9 protein-coding genes are annotated in these 16,311 nt (G+C 72.9%); 5 read left to right on the forward strand and 4 right to left on the reverse strand.

The window, feature by feature from the left end:
• Positions 1-136: 136 nt before the first annotated feature.
• The 4 genes from IH61_RS0134680 (at position 137) to IH61_RS43475 (ending at position 5,600) form a co-directional block, all read left to right on the forward strand.
• Entirely contained in the window at positions 137-1,423 is a 1,287-nt protein-coding gene (locus IH61_RS0134680) for an extracellular solute-binding protein (protein ID WP_031077345.1), read from the forward strand.
• Complete coding sequence (locus tag IH61_RS0134685; protein ID WP_051838554.1) at positions 1,401-2,378, forward strand: carbohydrate ABC transporter permease; 978 nt, start codon at positions 1,401-1,403, stop codon at positions 2,376-2,378. The genes IH61_RS0134680 and IH61_RS0134685 overlap by 23 nt, the downstream gene beginning before the upstream one ends.
• Positions 2,375-3,214: a carbohydrate ABC transporter permease gene (locus IH61_RS0134690; RefSeq protein WP_031077349.1), complete on the forward strand. Its 840-nt coding sequence runs from the start codon at positions 2,375-2,377 to the stop codon at positions 3,212-3,214. The genes IH61_RS0134685 and IH61_RS0134690 overlap by 4 nt, the downstream gene beginning before the upstream one ends.
• 454 nt (positions 3,215-3,668) lie before the next feature.
• Positions 3,669-5,600: a putative Ig domain-containing protein gene (locus IH61_RS43475; RefSeq protein ID WP_051838555.1), complete on the forward strand. Its 1,932-nt coding sequence runs from the start codon at positions 3,669-3,671 to the stop codon at positions 5,598-5,600.
• A gap of 85 nt (positions 5,601-5,685) precedes the next feature.
• Here the strand turns inward: IH61_RS43475 and IH61_RS49795 are convergent, their stop codons facing one another.
• Both IH61_RS49795 and IH61_RS0134705 read right to left on the reverse strand, forming a co-directional pair.
• A complete protein-coding gene (locus tag IH61_RS49795; protein ID WP_031077353.1) occupies positions 5,686-8,397 on the reverse strand; it encodes an AfsR/SARP family transcriptional regulator in 2,712 nt (903 codons plus the stop codon).
• 181 nt (positions 8,398-8,578) lie between these two features.
• Positions 8,579-9,811 carry an MFS transporter gene (locus IH61_RS0134705; protein ID WP_158845615.1) on the reverse strand — a complete coding sequence of 411 codons (1,233 nt, stop codon included), beginning with the start codon at positions 9,809-9,811 and terminating at the stop codon, positions 8,579-8,581.
• Between the two features lie 299 nt (positions 9,812-10,110).
• Between IH61_RS0134705 and IH61_RS43480 the strand changes: the two genes are divergently transcribed.
• Positions 10,111-14,529 carry a SpaA isopeptide-forming pilin-related protein gene (locus IH61_RS43480; RefSeq protein ID WP_234327458.1) on the forward strand — a complete coding sequence of 1,473 codons (4,419 nt, stop codon included), beginning with the start codon at positions 10,111-10,113 and terminating at the stop codon, positions 14,527-14,529.
• Positions 14,530-14,607: 78 nt separating this feature from the next.
• Here the strand turns inward: IH61_RS43480 and IH61_RS49200 are convergent, their stop codons facing one another.
• On the reverse strand, positions 14,608-15,336 hold the full coding sequence (locus IH61_RS49200) for a sulfite exporter TauE/SafE family protein (protein ID WP_031077359.1): 729 nt from the start codon (positions 15,334-15,336) through the stop codon (positions 14,608-14,610).
• Positions 15,333-16,217, reverse strand: a complete 885-nt coding sequence (locus IH61_RS49205; RefSeq protein WP_234327459.1) for a polysaccharide lyase — start codon at positions 16,215-16,217, stop codon at positions 15,333-15,335. Before IH61_RS49205 ends, IH61_RS49200 begins: the two co-directional genes overlap by 4 nt.
• Between the last annotated feature and the right edge of the window lie 94 nt (positions 16,218-16,311).

Genomic DNA, 16,311 nt, shown 5'->3' on the forward strand with positions numbered 1-16,311 from the left:
CGTGTCTAGACCAGTGAACTGATGTGTCGTCAGTCGTGTGGTGATGCCGGTGATGGCCGAAAGTCGGTACCAGCAGCGTGAGTTGACCATCCCTTGGGTAATTGCGACCGTCAGTCGGCGGGATTGAGGAGCAGGCATGACAAGAAGATTACGAGGCGTCGTCGCGGCGGCCGCCACCCTGGCGGTGGCCGCGGCAGCGGCCGGGTGTTCGAGCGGCTCCGGCAGCTCCAAGGGCTCCGGGAAGCTCACGGTCTGGCTGACCGTCGACGCCCAGGAGAGCTGGCCGGATCTGGTGGAATCCGTCAACACCCGTTTCAAGCAGGCACATCCGGGCACGGACGTCTCGGTCGAGTACCAGCAGTGGACCACCAAGAACCTGAAGGTGGACGCCGCCCTGGCCGGCCACGACGTGCCCGACGTCATCGAGATGGGCAACAGCGAGACGGTCAACTACATCGTCAACGACGCCTTCGCGCCCGTGGACCCCTCGAAGTTCGACCACGCGGGTGAATGGCTGGGCGCCCTGCGTGAACCCTGCGAGTACAACGGCAAGACCTACTGCGTGCCCTACTACGTCGGTGCCCGCGTCGGCATCTACCGCACGGACCTGTTCCAGCAGGCCGCAGTGGCGAAAGCCCCCGACACCTACCCGGAGCTGATCGCCGCCCTCGACGCGCTCAAGGCCAGGTACGGCGCCGGGGACAAGGCGTTCTCCGCGCTCTACATGCCCGGCCGCTACTGGTACGCCGCCCTCGCCTTCGTCAAGGACACCGGCGGCGAGATCGCCGTCAAGAAGGACGGCCATTGGCAGAGCGCCCTCTCCGGCCCCAAGTCCGTCGAAGGGCTGAAAGCCTGGAAGGGCCTGATCGACTCCTACTACGTCGGCGACCGCTCCAAGGACAACGGCGACGAGCCCGCCGTCGTCGGCCAGGGCAAGGTCGGCGTCTTCTACGGCAACACCTGGGAGGCCGACGCCGCCGCCGACCCGCAGTCCGGCGGCAACCCGGAGCTCAAGGGCAAGTTCGCCTCCTTCGCCTTCCCCGGCCCCTCCGGCGGACCGCTGCCGCCCTTCCTCGGCGGCTCCGAACTCGCCGTCCCCGCGAAGTCCAGGAACAAGGACCTCGCCCAGGAGTGGATCAAGCTCTTCACCGACCGGACCTCCCAGCAGCGCCTGATCAAGGCCAACGCCCTGCCCAACAACACCGCGCAACTCGGCGACGTCGACGCCAAGGGCGTCAACGGGCCCGCCGCGAAGGCCGCCGCCCGAGGCTGGGTCACCCCGCAGGCCCCCGGCTGGGTCGCCGTGGAGAAGGCCAACATCCTCCAGGAGATGCTGGAGGACATCGCCACCGGCAAGCACTCGGTGGAGGACGCCACCAGGACGGCGGACGGGCGCATCGATGCCGTCATCAACAAGAACTGACGAGGCCGTGGAGCCCGCCGTGCGCACCCCCGTGCGCACGGGCGGCGCCCCCGGCCGGCGGCGGGTGGCCAAGCGGGCCACCCCGTACCTGCTGATCGCGCCCATGATCGGCACCCTGCTGCTGGTCCTGGGCTACCCGCTGCTCGACATGGTCCTGCTCTCCTTCAAGGACATGACCCGCAAGGAGCTCTTCTCCGGCGAATCCCCGGCCTGGGTCGGCCTCGACCAGTACCGGGCCGTCCTCTCCGACGGCTTCTTCTGGGTGGTCGTCGCCCGCACCGTGGCCTTCGCCGCGGTCTGCGCGGGGCTCACCATGCTCGGCGGGCTGGGCTTCGCGATGCTGCTGCGCACCGTCTCCCGCTGGGTGCGGGTGATCATCGTCGGCGTTCTCGTCGCCGTGTGGGCCATGCCGTTCATGGTCGCCGCCTCGGTGTTCCGCTGGCTCACCGACGCCGACTACGGCGTCGCCAACTGGGCGCTCGGCGAACTCACCGGCTCGGACTTCCGCGGCCACAACTGGTTCAACAACCCCTGGGAGGGCTACGCCGTCATCGTCGCCGTCGTGGTCTGGGGGGCGATCCCCTTCGCCGCCATCACCCTGCACGCGGCGGTCGTCCAGGTGCCCCCCGAACTGGAGGAGGCCGCCCGCGTCGACGGCGCCAGAGGACCGCAGGTCTTCCGCCACGTCACCTTCCCGATGATCAGACCGCTGTTCGTGGTGGTCGCGGCCCTGTCGGCGATCTGGGACTTCGGCGTGTTCAGCCAGATCTGGCTGATGCGCGGCGGCCAGCCCGAACGCGACTACTACCTGCTCGGCGTCTACTCCTTCATCGAGTCCTTCGCCGTCAACCGCTACAGCGCGGGAGCCGCCATCGCCATCCTCACCGTGCTGCTGCTCCTCGTCGGCTCCGCCGTCTACCTGCGCCAGATCCTCCGGACGGGAGAGGTCGAATGACCACCGACAGCCGGCGCCGCCGCAACCGCCGCCTCGCGAACACCGCCGGGCTGATCGGCGCCGCCGTCATGGCCTTCCCCGTCTACTGGATGGTCCTGACGGCCTTCCGGCCCGCGAGCCAGATCCTGCACGTGCCACCAGAGTTCTGGCCCGGCACGTTCACCCTGGACAACTTCCGCCGGGCGATGGGCTCCGACACCTTCTGGGACAACGTGCGCTCCAGCGTCCTCATCGGCGTCGGCACGGTGGTGATCTCCCTGCTCGTCGGCACCCTCGCGGCCTTCGCCGTCGCCCGGTTCGCCTTCGCCGGGCGCCGGGCGCTGATCCTCGTCCTGCTGTGCGTCCAGACCATCCCGCTGATCGCCCTCGTCATCCCCGTCTACCTGCTGCTCAACGACCTCGCCCTGACCGACACCCTGACCGGCGTCATCCTCACCTACCTCGCCTTCGCGCTCCCCTTCACCGTGTGGATGCTGCGCGGGTTCATCGTCGCCATCCCCCCGGAGCTGGAGGAGGCCGCGATGGTGGACGGCTGCGGACGGCTCGGCGCGTTCCGGCGCGTCACCCTGCCGCTGCTCGCCCCCGGGCTCGTCGCCACCTCGATCTTCGGGCTGGTCCAGGCGTGGAACGAGTACGTCCTCGCCTACGTCCTGCTCTCCAGCAACGACAAGCGCACCCTGCCCATCTGGCTGGTCTCCTTCCAGACCAGCTTCGGCACCGACTACGGCGGGCTCATGGCCGGCGCCACCCTGACCGCCCTGCCCGTGGTCGTCGCCTTCCTCCTCGTCCAGCGCCGGATCGCCGCCGGTCTCGCCACGGGCGCCGTCCGAGGCTGAGCGCGGCCGCCGTCCCTGGGGCGGAGTGCCAAGACGAGGTCGGCTCGGGTAAGGCGCAGTTAAAATCCGTGCCCGTCCGGGGAGTCGGCGCGCCGGTGCCGACGGCTTCGGTGCGTGGGCGACCGGGCCGGGTGGGGCAGGCACGGCGCCGTACGGGGGAGTGGCCGGACCGCGGTCGGGCGGTCCGCCCGCGGGTGGGCGGCGCTGTCGGGCACCGCGCGCGGACCCTTGTGCGCGCCCATCAGTGAAATATCATATGGCGCATTGCACAGCGGCGCCCGGGTGAGATCCGGTTCCCCGTCCCCCGCCGCGATCCGTCGGCGATCAGTCGACTCCGCGTGCGCGCCGCGCCCTGCGTTCCTCCCCCCACGTCACGAGAGACGGAACCCGACCTGTGATCAGATTCCGATCCCGCCTGCCCGAAAGGGCCCGGCGCGGCCGACGAACCGCCGCGGTGGCACTCGCGGCCGCGCTGTCCGGCGCCGCGCTGAGCAGCCCGCTGTCCGCGATGGCCGACTCCCACGCACCGCAGGCCGTCACCGTGGTCGCCCAGCCGGGCACCCCGAAGACGGCCGCAGCCCCGCAGAAGTCCGGCCCGCACCGTGCCAAGGCAGCCAGGACCGGCCCGGTCGCCACCGCGAACACCGGGGGCAAGAAGGCTCCCGAGCTGGTGGACGGCGCCGACCCGGGCACCGGCAAGAACGGCGACGGCAACGTCGCGAACGAGTACGACCTCCAGGTCACCTACAAGGGCGGCCAGGAGTCGACCGGTGTGGTGATCGGCGCGCCCAAGGTCTACCTGGTGCTCTGGGGCTCCCAGTGGGGCACCCCGTCGACGAACTCGACCGGTGACGTCACGACGACCGGGGACCCGGACCAGGCCGCGCCGTACCAGCAGGACTTCTTCAAGGGCCTCGGCAGCGCCGGTGACGGCTGGAGCGCCGTGCTGACCCAGTACTGCGAGGGCATCGCCACCGGATCCGTCCAGTGCCCGGCCGGGTCCGCGCACATCCCGTACCCGCAGGCGGGGAGCGTCCTCGCGGGCGTCTGGGTGGACAACGCCGCCCCCGCGCCGCAGGCCGCCACCGAGCCGCAGCTCGGTGCCGAGGCGCTGGCCGCCGCCAAGCACTTCGGCAATCTGACGGAGGCGCAGAACCGCAACGTCCAGTACATCATCGACTCGCCGCAGGGCACCGACCCGGACAAGTGGAAGGAGCTGGGCTACTGCGCCTGGCACGACTTCCAGCGCTCGCCGTACGGCCAACTCGCCTACACCAACATGCCGTACCTGTCGGACGTGGCCGGCTGCGGCACCAACTGGTTCGGCGAGAACACCCCGCGGGGCCGGCTGGACGGCTACGGGATCATCGGCGGCCACGAGTACGCGGAGACGGTGACCGACCCGAACACCCCGGGCGGCTGGACCGACGCCACCGGCCAGGAGGTCGGCGACAAGTGCGCCTGGATCCCGAAGGGCTCCAACGGCGGGCTGTTCTTCGAGAACCTGTCGACGGGCAGCTTCCCGCTGCAGACCCTGTGGTCCAACTCCGACCACCTGTGCGTCGGTTCGGACCCGGTCGTGTCGAGCCCGCCGGTCTCGGTGAGCACCATGTGCGACCGGACCGACAAGGCCGGGCAACCGCTGTCGATCCCGGCGGTGGGCGTGTCCGGCACCGGTTCGGCCCTCACCTACAGCGCCACCGGGCTGCCGCAGGGGCTGGCCATCGACGCGCACAGCGGCGTGATCTCCGGCACCGCCGCCGCGACCAGCGGCTACCAGCGGATCACCGTGACGGCGACGGACAGCGCGGGCAAGGCGGCGTCCACCGGCTTCTGGGAGAACCTCAGCGCCTCCGGCGGGTCGGGCTGCGGCACGATCGAGCAGCTCACCGACGCCGGTTTCGAGAACGGCTCGGCCGACGTCAACCACACCGTGATGACGGACGCCTGGAGCCCGTCGGGGTACAACACCATCACCCCGTCCAGCCTGCACGCGCCGCACTCCGGCTCCTGGTACGCCTGGCTCGGCCAGAACACCGGGACGGACGACTCCATCACCGCGTACCTGAACACCTACCCGGGCTACGGGCAGGCCACCTTCTCCTTCTGGCTGGACGTCGAGTCCACCAACACCTCCGCCTCCGCGCCCGACACGCTGTCCCTGGTGGCGATCAACCAGTACACGGGGCAGCCGATCGGCACGCTGAGGACCTGGACCAGCCAGAACGCCACCGGCGGCTACCAGTACCAGTCGGTCGACCTCTCCTCGGTCATCGGCCAGCTCGGCTGGGGGACCACGGTCGGCCTGAAGCTCGTCTCCCACGAGACCGGCACGAGCCCGACCACCGCCTTCCTGATCGACGACACCTCGGCCCGCGAGAGCTGAGCACCCGCGCGACCATCGGCCCCGGCACCGCCTCCTGCGGCGCCGGGGCCGACGTCGTGCCCGTCACGGCCCCGGCAGACACGCGTTAGACCGCCGTAGCGGTCGCCGGGAGGGCCGCGAGGGCGGCCAGGGCGGCGGACTCGCCCTCGGCGTAGTCGTGGGTACGGGCGGTGCGCAGTGCCTCGGAGAGGTGGTGCTGCGCCTGCTCGGGCTGGCCGGTGGCGGCGAGGGCGCGGCCGTACAGGGTGTGCAGCACGACGTGGCGCAGGGCCGGGAAGGGCGGCTCGGCCAGGGCCAGGCCCCGGGAGGCGTGGTAGGCGGCCTCGACGAAGGCGCCCACGGCCAGGCAGTGCTCGGCCAGGTGCTGGCGGGCCAGCGCGGTGAGGTCGCGGCGGCCGCCGCGCTCGGTGAGGGCGAGGGCGCGGGTGAGCAGGCCGTGGACGCGGGCGAGCCGGTCGCCCCGGACGAGGGCCACGGCCAGGTTGATCAGGGCGACGGCCTCGCCGGTGACGTCCCCGGCCCGGGCGGCGAGGTCGGGGGCGAGCTCCAGCTGGGCGAGGGCCTCCTCGTGCCGGCCCTCCTCGGTGAGCACCCAGCCGAGCAGGGCCCGGGCGCGGGACTGGGCGCCGTGGTCGTGGTCGGCCTCGGCGGCGGCGAGGCCCTGTTCGAGCAGCGGCGCCCAGCCGTCCCGGACCTGCCAGACGATCAGCGGCCACTGCAGCAGCACGAGCCGCCAGGCCCGGTCGTTGAGCCCGACCGCGACGGCCGCCTCCACTGCGCCGCGCAGGGTGTCGCGCTCGGCGGCGTACCAGGCCAGGGCGGTGGCGCGGTCCGGGAACGGCCGCACCTCGGCGGGCCGGCGGGCGCCCGGCGGCGGGACGCAGCAGGGCTCGCTGCCCGGCTCGGCGGCGGCGCTGGCGGCGAGCAGGGTGCCGAGCAGGTGGTCGAGGAGGCGGGGCAGGGCGTCGGTGTCGCCCTCGGCGGGCAGGCTGCGGGCGTAGAGCCGGACGAGGTCGTGCAGGGTGTAGGCGTCCTGGCCGGTCTCGGTGATCAGGTGGGCGGCGGCGAGCTGGTCGAGGGCCTCGATGGCCCGGTCGAGCCGGCAGCCGGCGATGGCGGCGGCGGTGCGGCTGTCCAGGGTGGTGCCGGTGTGGGTGCCCAGGCGGTGGAACATCCGGCGGGCGGGCTCGGCCAGGTGCTCGACGGTCAGGCCCAGGGTTGCGGCGATGCTGGTGTCCTCGACGTTGAGCAGGCTCAACCGGCGCTGCTCGTCGGCGAGTTCGTCGGCCAGGGCGGCGATGCCCCGGGCCGGGCAGCTGGCGATGCGCGCGGCGGCCAGGCGCAGGGCGAGCGGCAGCCCGTCGCAGAGGGAGGCCAGTCTGGCGGACGCCTCGGGCTCGGCGGCCACGAGGTCGGGGCCGAGGGTGTCGGAGAGCAGGGTGATGGCGCGCGGCGGGCAGAGCTCGGCGACGGGCACCAGCCGGGCGGCGTCGGAGGCGACGAGCCCGGCGAGGCGGTCGCGGCTGGTGACGACGGTGACGCAGCCGTCGCCCTCGGGCAGCAGCGGGCGGACCTGGTTGGAGTGCCGGGCGTTGTCGAGCACCAGCAGCATCCGCCGCCCGTAGGTGAGTTCGCGGTAGAGGGCGCTCATGCCCTGGTACGAGCCGGGCATCTGCTCGGCGGGCACGCCGAGGGCGAGCAGCAGCTCGCGCAGGACGGCGCCGGTGTCCCGGGCGGGGATCGGGCTGTAGCCGCAGAGGTCGACGAAGAGCCGGCCGTCCGGGAAGTCGCCCTGGCGCCGGTGGGCCCAGTACCCGGCCAGGGCGGTCTTGCCGACGCCGGCGCTGCCGGTGACGACGGCGAGCGCGCCGGGGGAGGAGGTGGCCCGGTCCAGCGCCTCCAGCTCGTCCTTCCGGCCGGAGAACCCGCGCGGGCGCCGGGGGAACAGGTGCGGGGCGAGGACGGGCGGGGGCGCGGTGGCGGTGCCGTCCGACTGGGTGGGGACCGGGACGGGCGGCGCGACCTGCTCGGCCCTGTCCGGTGCGGCGGGCGGCGCCGGGGTGTGCAGCAGCGCCGCGTGGGCGGCGGCCAGTTCGGGGCACGGGTCGACGCCGAGCTCCTCGGCAAGGGTGCGCCGGGTGCGGCGGAACAGGTCCAGCGCCTCCGAGCGGCGCCCGGCCCGGCCGAGGGACTGCAGCAGGGCGATGACCAGCCGCTCGCGCAGCGGGTCCCTGGCGACCTCGGCGCGCAGCACCCGGGCGGCCGCGCCGTGGTCGCCGAGCAGTCCGTGGGCCTGCGCCAGCTCCTCGACGGCGGCCAGGCGCAGCTCCGCCAGGCCGTGGGCGGCGCTCTCCAGCGCCGGGCTGGCGGTGGTGCCGGCGAGCGCGGGGCCGCGCCACAGGGCGAGGGCCTCGTCGAGGACGGCGACGGCCTCGGCGGGCGGGGCGCCGGAGCGGGCGCGGCGCAGCAGGTGCTCGAAGCGGTGGGCGTCGACGGCCAGCGGGGGCGTGCGCAGCAGGTAGGCGCTGCCCTCGGTGAGGAGCTCGACGCCGTGCGCGGCCGCGTCGCCCTCGGTCAGGAGGGTGCGCAGCTGGGAGACGTGGCCCTGGACGACGGTGCGCGAGTGCCGGGGCGGGTCGGTCTCCCAGAGGGCCCCGGTCAGCTGGTCGACGGTGACGGGCGCGCCGGCGTGGAGGGCGAGCATGGCGAGCAGGCTGCGGCGCTTGACGGGCCCGACCGGCAGGTCACGGCCGTCCGGCGTGACCGCCGCCACCGCGCCCAGAACCCGGAACTCCACCCCGTGCCACCCCGCTGCTCACCGAACGATAGGCCCGCGACTATAGGCCAGTCAGTGGCTATATGCCAGTCACCGACAGGTCGAAGGTGGACCGATGAAAGGTAGACCGATGACATGAACAACAGGTTGACGTACTCAGCAGGCTTCCAGGTTGCACACAGGTGGACGTGGCCTGCGTCACTCAGCGCTCGCCCGCCGACTCCAGCCGGGCCAGCCGCGGCACCAGCAGCAGGCAGACCAGCAGGACCGTTCCGCCGAGCACGATCGGCACCCGGACCTCCGAGGCGGCCGCGATCCAACCGCTCAGCGCCGTCCCGACGATGATGCCGAGTCGGCTGAGCATCATGTAGCAGCTGTTGACCCGGCCGAGCAGCTCCTTGGGCACCGCCTGCTGGCGCAGCGAGGTGGCCTGCACGTTCCAGATCACCAGGCCGAAGCCCGCGACGAGGTGGAGGGCCGCGGCCGCCTCCCAGTTGGGGGAGAGGCCGATGCCGACCCAGGCGGCGCCCATCAGGGCGAAGGCGAGCGCGATCCGCAGCCCCCGGCCCATGTGCAGCGCCAGCCGGCCGGCGAGGGCGCTGGCGGCGGTGCCGCCGATGGCGCTGGCGGCCAGGACGAGGCCGTACACCGTGGCCGGGGCGTCCAGGGTCCGGGTGACGAGGAGGACGAGCATGGTGTTCGCCATGAAGAAGGACATGGCGCCGAGGGCGGAGACGAGGGTGAGCAGCCGCACCTCGCGGTTGTCCAGGAGCCAGCGCACACCCTCGCGGATCTCGGTGGACATCCGGCGGTCGCTGCGCGGGGCGACCCGGCCGGAGCGGCCGGTGGCGGCGACCAGCAGGGCGGCGACGAGGAAGGAGGCGCCGTCGAGGCCGAAGGGGAACCAGACGGCCGCGGCGAACAGCGCGGTGCCGATGGTGGGGCCGAGCAGGTTGCCGCCGACGATGATGCTGCCGTGCATCCGCCCGTTCGCGGTGTCCAGCTGGTCCTGCCGCACGACGTCGGGCAGGGCGGAGGTGGAGGCGTTCACGAATATCGTCTCGCCGCAGCCGAGAACGAAGGCGAGCACGGCGAGGACGGCCAGCGGGGGCGTGGCGAGAAAGGCCCAGCAGGCGAATGCGAGGACGATCGCACCGCGTGCGAAGTCGATGGTCCACATCAATCGCCGGCGGTCGTAGCGGTCGGCGATGACGCCGCCGTGGAGGGACATCACGAGCCAGGGGAGGGTGGCGGCGGCCTTGACGAGGGCGACCGCCGCGGGTGAGTCCGAGAGCGTCGCCGCGAGCAGGGGCAGCGCCGCGTCCCGCATGCCGTCGCCGATCGAGGACACGGTCGAGGCGGACCACAACAGGTGGAACTTCCTGCCCAGTTGGGCCGTGCTTCGGGGTGGGGTGTCCAGGCTCGTTGACGTCACCGGTGCAGTATGGCATGGCCGCCTCAGCGGCAGGGAGGGCTTTCGCAGACCCCTTTCAGAAGTCCGGGGGTTCGTCCGCCGACCCTTCACCCCGCCTCCCGAGGCGCTTGTCTGATGGGAGGCAATGCTTAGTTATTGTCCGATTTATGTTGGCGTCAATGTTCCATTGGTCCGGGGCCAATGGGCTGAGATATGGAGGAGATGCGGCGGAATTCCGGCCGCGTTGCGCGTTTCGGGTGGTGTGCCGACCAGAAAATCACTCCTCGTCGGACTCACCTCACGAAAGGCGGGACTCCACCGTGCAGACCAGACGGCGCCTAGCGGCCCTCACCACGGTGCTCGCACTGTGCGGCGGCTACCTGGGCGCGCTCGCCACCTCCGCGGACGCGCAGTCCGGGGACGGTTCCGTGACGGTGCGGGTGGTCCGCAAGGTCACCGCCGACGGCACCTGGCAGGGCGCCGCCCTGGAGCCCGGCATGTCCGGGGTGACCGTGAACCTCACCGACGACGCCGGCGCCACGATCAGCGGGCAGACCGCCGCGGACGGCACCGTCACCCTCGACGCCGGAGCGAGCAGCCTCAGCGGCGGCACCTACCGCGTACAGGTCGTCAACCCGAAGCCCGGCGTGCTGTTCTCCGCCTTCGCCGACCGCCAGGGCGGCATCACCGGCGGACCCACCAAACTGAGCAGCACCGAGGAGTTCGTCGACCTCTCCGGCGGAAAGAACGTTTCGTACACCACGGGGCTCTGGAATCCCGGCGACTACTGCCAGAAGAACGCCACACTGGTCACCGCCTGCCTGCGCGGCGACGTGACGCCCAGCGAGCCGGCAACGGCGCGGACCATGGTGTCGTTCCCGTACGACGCGCGCGGCGTCGAGAACCGGACGACCAACCTCGCGACCAAGGCCCAGACGGGCGCGCTGTACGGCATCGGGTACAGCAAGCAGAAGAAGTGGATCTTCAGCGGCGCCCACGCGCACCGCGCCTCGGGCTACGGCCCCTCCGGGCCGGGCGCCGTCTACCTGACCGACCGGGCGACCAACGCGACCACGCTGTTCACGACGGTCCCCGACGCCGGGACCACGGCCCACGACTTCGCCACGGACATGGACCTCGGGTTCGCCCCCGCCGTCGCCAAGGAGTCGCTGGGGGACGTGGAGGTGTCCGAGGACGGCGCCGACCTCTACGTGGTCAACCTGAACGACCGGAAGCTGTACCGGTACGACGCGACGAGCAGGACCGCGGCCGCGCCGAAGGCGAGCTACGCCATCCCCGGCCCCGAAACCCCCTGCCCCGCCGCCGGTGACTGGAGGCCCTACGGCCTGGGGGTCCAGGACGGCGTGGTCTACGTGGGCGGCGTCTGCTCCGGCGAGTCGACCCAGCGAAAGTCGGACCTGCGCGCCGTCGTACGGACCTTCGACCCCGCCGCGGGCACCTTCGGGCCGGTCATCCTGGACCAGGCGCTGGACTACCCCCGGCTGCGGTCCAACCGCGACTCCGTCTGCCCCGGCGCGGGCTGGTACCCGTGGCAGGACACCCTCCCCACCTCACAGGACGGCATCGCGTCCTGCGGGGCGGGGAACATCGCCAACCCGGAGCCCATGCTCGCGGACATCGTGGTGGACACCGACGGCACGCTGATCCTCAGCTTCCGCGACCGGTACACCGACCAGCTCGGACTGAACCAGCGCTACCAGGCCGGCAACGCCGCGCTGGCCTCCCCGGCCTCCGGCGGCGCCCTGACCAAGGCGTGCCCCGGCGCGAACGGCCTGTTCGTGATGTACGAGAACGGCGGCTGCGGCAACACCACGCGCGGCGCCACGTTCTACGACCAGCACCGCACGCCCTACCACAACAACGCGATGTTCTCGGGCATCGCGCTGTCCAAGGTCGAGACCACGATCGCGAGTTCCGCGATCGATCCGACGGACGCCATCTTCACCGCCGGCACGGCCTGGACCAACCGCGACGGAACCCGCGCGGCCGGGCTCGGCAACCAGCTGACGACCACCTTCGGCAAGGGCGGCTCGATGGCCGACCTGGAGGTGCTCTGCGACGAGGCGCCGCTGCAGATCGGCAACCGCGTCTGGTACGACGTCAACCGCAACGGCATCCAGGACCCGGGCGAGCAGCCCGTACCCGGCGCCACCGTGCGGCTCTACGACGAGGGCGGCACGGTCGTCGGCACCATGAGGACCACCCCGCGCGGCGAGTACTACTTCGACGACACCAACGTCACCGGCGGCCTCAAGCCGCGCACCCGGTACACCGTCAAGGTCGACCTGCCCGCCGACTACGCGCCCGGCGGCCCGCTGTACCAGTGGGTCGTCACCAAGGCCGACGCCGGGGACAACGACTTCATCGACAACGACGGCAAGGTGCCGCCCGGCGGGACGTACCCCGAGATCACCCTCACCACCGGCGGGCCCGGCGAGAACAACCACACCTACGACTTCGGGTTCTACCAGCCCCAGGGCCCGGTGAGCGTCACCAAGACCGACCCCGGCGGCAACCCGCTCGCCGGGGCCACCTTCCAGCTGTGGCGCGAGTCCAACTCCGTCGCCGGGCTGCAGACGGACGGTGCCGCCCCGGACACCAAGGTCGGTGCGCCGTGCACCACCCCGGCCTCCGGGGTGTGTACGGCGACGGTGGGGCTCGGTTCGTACTACTGGCAGGAGACCAAGGCGCCGGACGGGTTCCTGCTGCCCGATCCGGCGGTGTTCGGGCCGCTGGACATCACCATGGCGAACTACGGGACCGGGGCGAGCACCACGGCGGTCGACCAGCCGATGACCGGGCAGGTGTCCGTCACCAAGGCCGACCCGGACGGCAAGCCGCTGGCCGGGGCCGTGTTCCAGCTGTGGAAGGACGCCGTCGGCGGCAGCGGCACGATGGTCGGCTCCGCCTGTACGACCCCGGCCTCCGGGGTGTGTGCGGCGACGGTGGGGCTGGGGACGTACTACTGGCAGGAGACCAAGGCACCGGACGGGTTCCTGCTGCCGGACCCGGCGGTGTTCGGGCCGCTGGCGCTGAGCGCCGAGAACGCCGTCGAGGGCGTCACCGTCACGGCCGTCAACCGGCCCGCACCCGGCACCGTCACCGTGGTCAAGACCGACCCCAAGGGGCAGGCGCTCGCCGGGGCGGTGTTCCAGCTCTGGCGGACCGCCGTCGGGGACACCAAGGTCGGCGACCCGTGCACCACCCCGGCCTCCGGGGTGTGCTCGGCGAGCGTCGACCCCGGCACCTACTACTGGCAGGAGGTCTCGGCCCCGGCCGGATTCCTGCTGCCGGACCCGGCGGTCTTCGGGCCGCTGGTGCTGACGGTCGAGAACTCCCGGCAGGGGGTGTCGGTCACGGCCGTCGACCAGCCCATGACCGGGCAGGTGTCCGTCACCAAGACCGATCCCGGCGGGAAGCCGCTGGCGGGCGCGGTGTTCCAGCTGTGGCGCAACGCCGTCGGGGACACCAAGGAGGGGGCTCCGTGCACGACCCCGGCCTCCGGGGTGTGCTCGGCGGTGGTGGGGCTGGGGACGTACTACTGGCAGGAGACCAAGGCGCCGGACGGGTTCCTGCTGCCCGATCCGGCGGTGTTCGGGCCGCTGGTGCTGACCTCGGACAACTTCCGGCAGGGGGTCTCCGTCACGGCGGTGGACCAGCCGATGACCGGGCAGGTGTCCGTCACCAAGGTCGACCCGCAGGGCCGGGCGCTGGCGGGGGCCGTCTTCCAGCTGTGGCGCACGGCCGTCGGCGACACCAAGGTGGGCTCGCCCTGCACGACGCCCGCGGCCGGCACCTGCTCGGAGACCGTCGGCCTCGGGACGTACTACTGGGAGGAGTTGACCGCACCGGACGGGTACCAGCTGCCCGACCCGGCCGTGTTCGGGCCGCTGGTGCTGACCTCCGACAACTTCCGGCAGGGCGTCGCCGTCTCCGTCACCGACCAGCCGCTCACCGGCCGGGTCGCGGTGACGAAGACCGATCCGGGCGGCACGGTGCTCGCGGGCGCGGTCTTCCAGCTGTGGCGCGAGGCCAACGGCCAGTCCGGTCTCCAGACGGACGCGGACACCAGGGTCGGCAACCCGTGCACCACCCCGGCCTCCGGGGTGTGCGCGGCGACGGTGGGCCTGGGGACGTACTACTGGCAGGAGACCAAGGCGCCGGACGGGTTCCTGCTGCCGGACCCGGCGGTGTTCGGGCCGCTGGTGCTCACCTCGGCCAACGTCCGGCAGGGCGCCTCGGTCACGGCCGTCGACCGGCCCAGGCCCGGCTACCTGCACCTGCTCAAGCGCGACGCCGACGGCCACGCCCCGCTCGCGGGGGCGGTGTTCCAGCTGTGGCGCGAGGAGGAGTCCGGGGACACCGAGGTCGGCGACCCGTGCACCACGGACGCGGCGGGCGGCTGCCACTTCGGGCCGCTCCCGGCCGGGCGGTACCGGCTGCAGGAGGTCTCGGCACCCGAGGGGTACGTGCTGCCGCAGCAGGCGGACACCCGGGTGACGATCGCCAACGAGGAGGGGGAGGCGCAGTCGACGAGCGTGACGGTCGACAACGCGAAGCCCCCGGTTCCGCCTCGGCCGCCGACGCCGCCCGTTCCCCCGCTGCCCGAGACCGGTGTGGGGCTCACCCCGCTCGGCGTGCTCAGCGCGGTGCTGCTGCTCGGCGGTGGCGGGCTGGTGTTCGCCGGAAGCCGCCTGCGGCGCCGGCGCAAGGGGTGATGCGGTAGGTCGAGCAGGAAGCGGGGCGGGAGCGCATCGGCGCTCCCGCCCCGCTCCCGTGTGCGGCGGCCACGGGGGTCAGAGCAGGCCGGAGACGCCCTTGACGAGGGTCGCCAGCCCGCCGGCCAGGGCGAGGCCGAGGACCACCCGGCGCGCCTGCCGTTCCTCGACCCGGCCCGCCAGGGCGTGCCCGAGGACGGTGCCGGCGGTCAGGGCCCCGGCGGTCACCACCCAGGCGGGGACGGCGAGATGGGGGACGCCCTTGACCGTCAGAGAGAGGGCGTTCACCACCACGCCGTACAGCTGCGCGTTGGGCACGAACTCCCGGGCCGTCCAGCCGGTGTTCACCGCGTACAGCGACACGGCCGGGCCGCCCACCCCGGCGGCCGAGTTCATGAACCCGCTGGTCGCGCCCGCCGCCACCGCCCCGCCCACCCCGCGCAGCGCCGGGACCCGTACGCCCCGGATCACCAGCAGCACGGCCGCGCTCACCAACGCGCCGATGCCGAGCAGCAGGTGGGGAGTCGCCACCCGCGCCGCCACCCAGGAACCGGCCGGCACCGTGCACGCGGCGGCCGCGATCAGCGGCACCATCGCGCCGGGGCGCAGCTGCCGCCAGGTGGCGGCCAGGCCGATCGCGCTGATGGCGCCCGCGGCGACGTTGGAGAGCGTGACCCCGTCGCCCGGCCCCAGGAGCAGCACCAGGACGGGCGCCGCGACGAGCGCGAAGCCGATGCCCGCGAGGCGCTGCACGGAGGCGCCGAGGAAGACGATCAGGCCGAGGGCGGTTTCGGCGGGCCAGGTCACGGGTGCTGGGTGCCGGTGGAGAGGGAGAAGTCCGCGAACCAGGCGTGCTGGGCGGTGGCGGGGCCCCAGGAGGTGTCGTGGCCGCCGTAGAAGGTGGAGAACAGGATGCCGCCGAAGGGCAGGCCCGCGATGCCGCTCGCCGTGCCGGAGGCGTGGTGCACCTGGCGGCCGTCGTACCAGACGGTGATGTCGCCGGTGGTGCGGTCGATCAGCTGCTCGACGGTGTGCCAGCGGTCGTCGGCCTGGAAGTGCCAGTCGCCGAGGCCCTCGTCCACGCCGTAGCCGGTGGGGCCGGAGTTGGTGGGGGTGTAGAGGTAGACCTCGGCGTTGTCCGGGCTGCCCTTGGCGCCGCGCCACATGTACCGGGTGGACCAGCCCGAGCCGTGGGTGCCGCCGGACTCCTCGCCGATCTTCCCGCCGTAGAGGCCGGGGAGCTTGCCGGCCTTGCCCCAGTCGCGGCCGGCGGGGAACTTCAGGGCGTACCGGAGGTCCAGGGTGGGGCTCTGGGCGAGGGCGGGCAGGCCGAGGGCGTTGAGGTCGGTGTAGAACTGGCCGCCGCCCGGGTTGGGGCAGTCGGTGCAGGAGTTGGCGGAGGAGCCGGCGCCGTACGTCGCCTGGAGCGCCCCCGCGCCGCCGGGCGCGGACGGGTCCTCGACGGCGGCGAAGTCGGCCGCGCCCCAGGCGCCCTGGTCCACCGCGCCCCAGGTGCGCTTCCACTGCGCGCTGCCGAACTCGCGGAAGCCGCCGTGCCAGGCCGTGGCGCCGGGGGTGACCGGGGCAGCCGAGGTCTGCGAGTGGGAGTGGGCGTGCGAGGCGGTGCAGGCGGAGGCCGCGAGCAGGGCCAGGGCGGCGAGGGCGGCGGTGCGCGCGGGGCGGTTCAAGGGGCGGGCTCCTCGGTCGGGGTTCGAGTCCGCACCGATCATGCCCCATGGGGTGGTTGAGCCGGGAGCCGGTTTTCCCCGGGCGCTGGGACGC

Origin of the sequence: Streptomyces sp. NRRL WC-3742, from assembly GCF_000720635.1 — a bacterium.
Lineage (GTDB): Bacteria > Actinomycetota > Actinomycetes > Streptomycetales > Streptomycetaceae > Kitasatospora.

Bases quoted from the DNA above. Each gene is read 5' to 3' on its own strand.
- IH61_RS0134685 (WP_051838554.1), top strand. From the start codon at position 1,401: ATGCCGTCATCAACAAGAACTGACGAGGCCGTGGAGCCCGCCGTGCGC.
- IH61_RS0134690 (WP_031077349.1), top strand. From the start codon at position 2,375: ATGACCACCGACAGCCGGCGCCGCCGCAACCGCCGCCTCGCGAACACC.
- IH61_RS0134680 (WP_031077345.1), top strand. From the start codon at position 137: ATGACAAGAAGATTACGAGGCGTCGTCGCGGCGGCCGCCACCCTGGCG.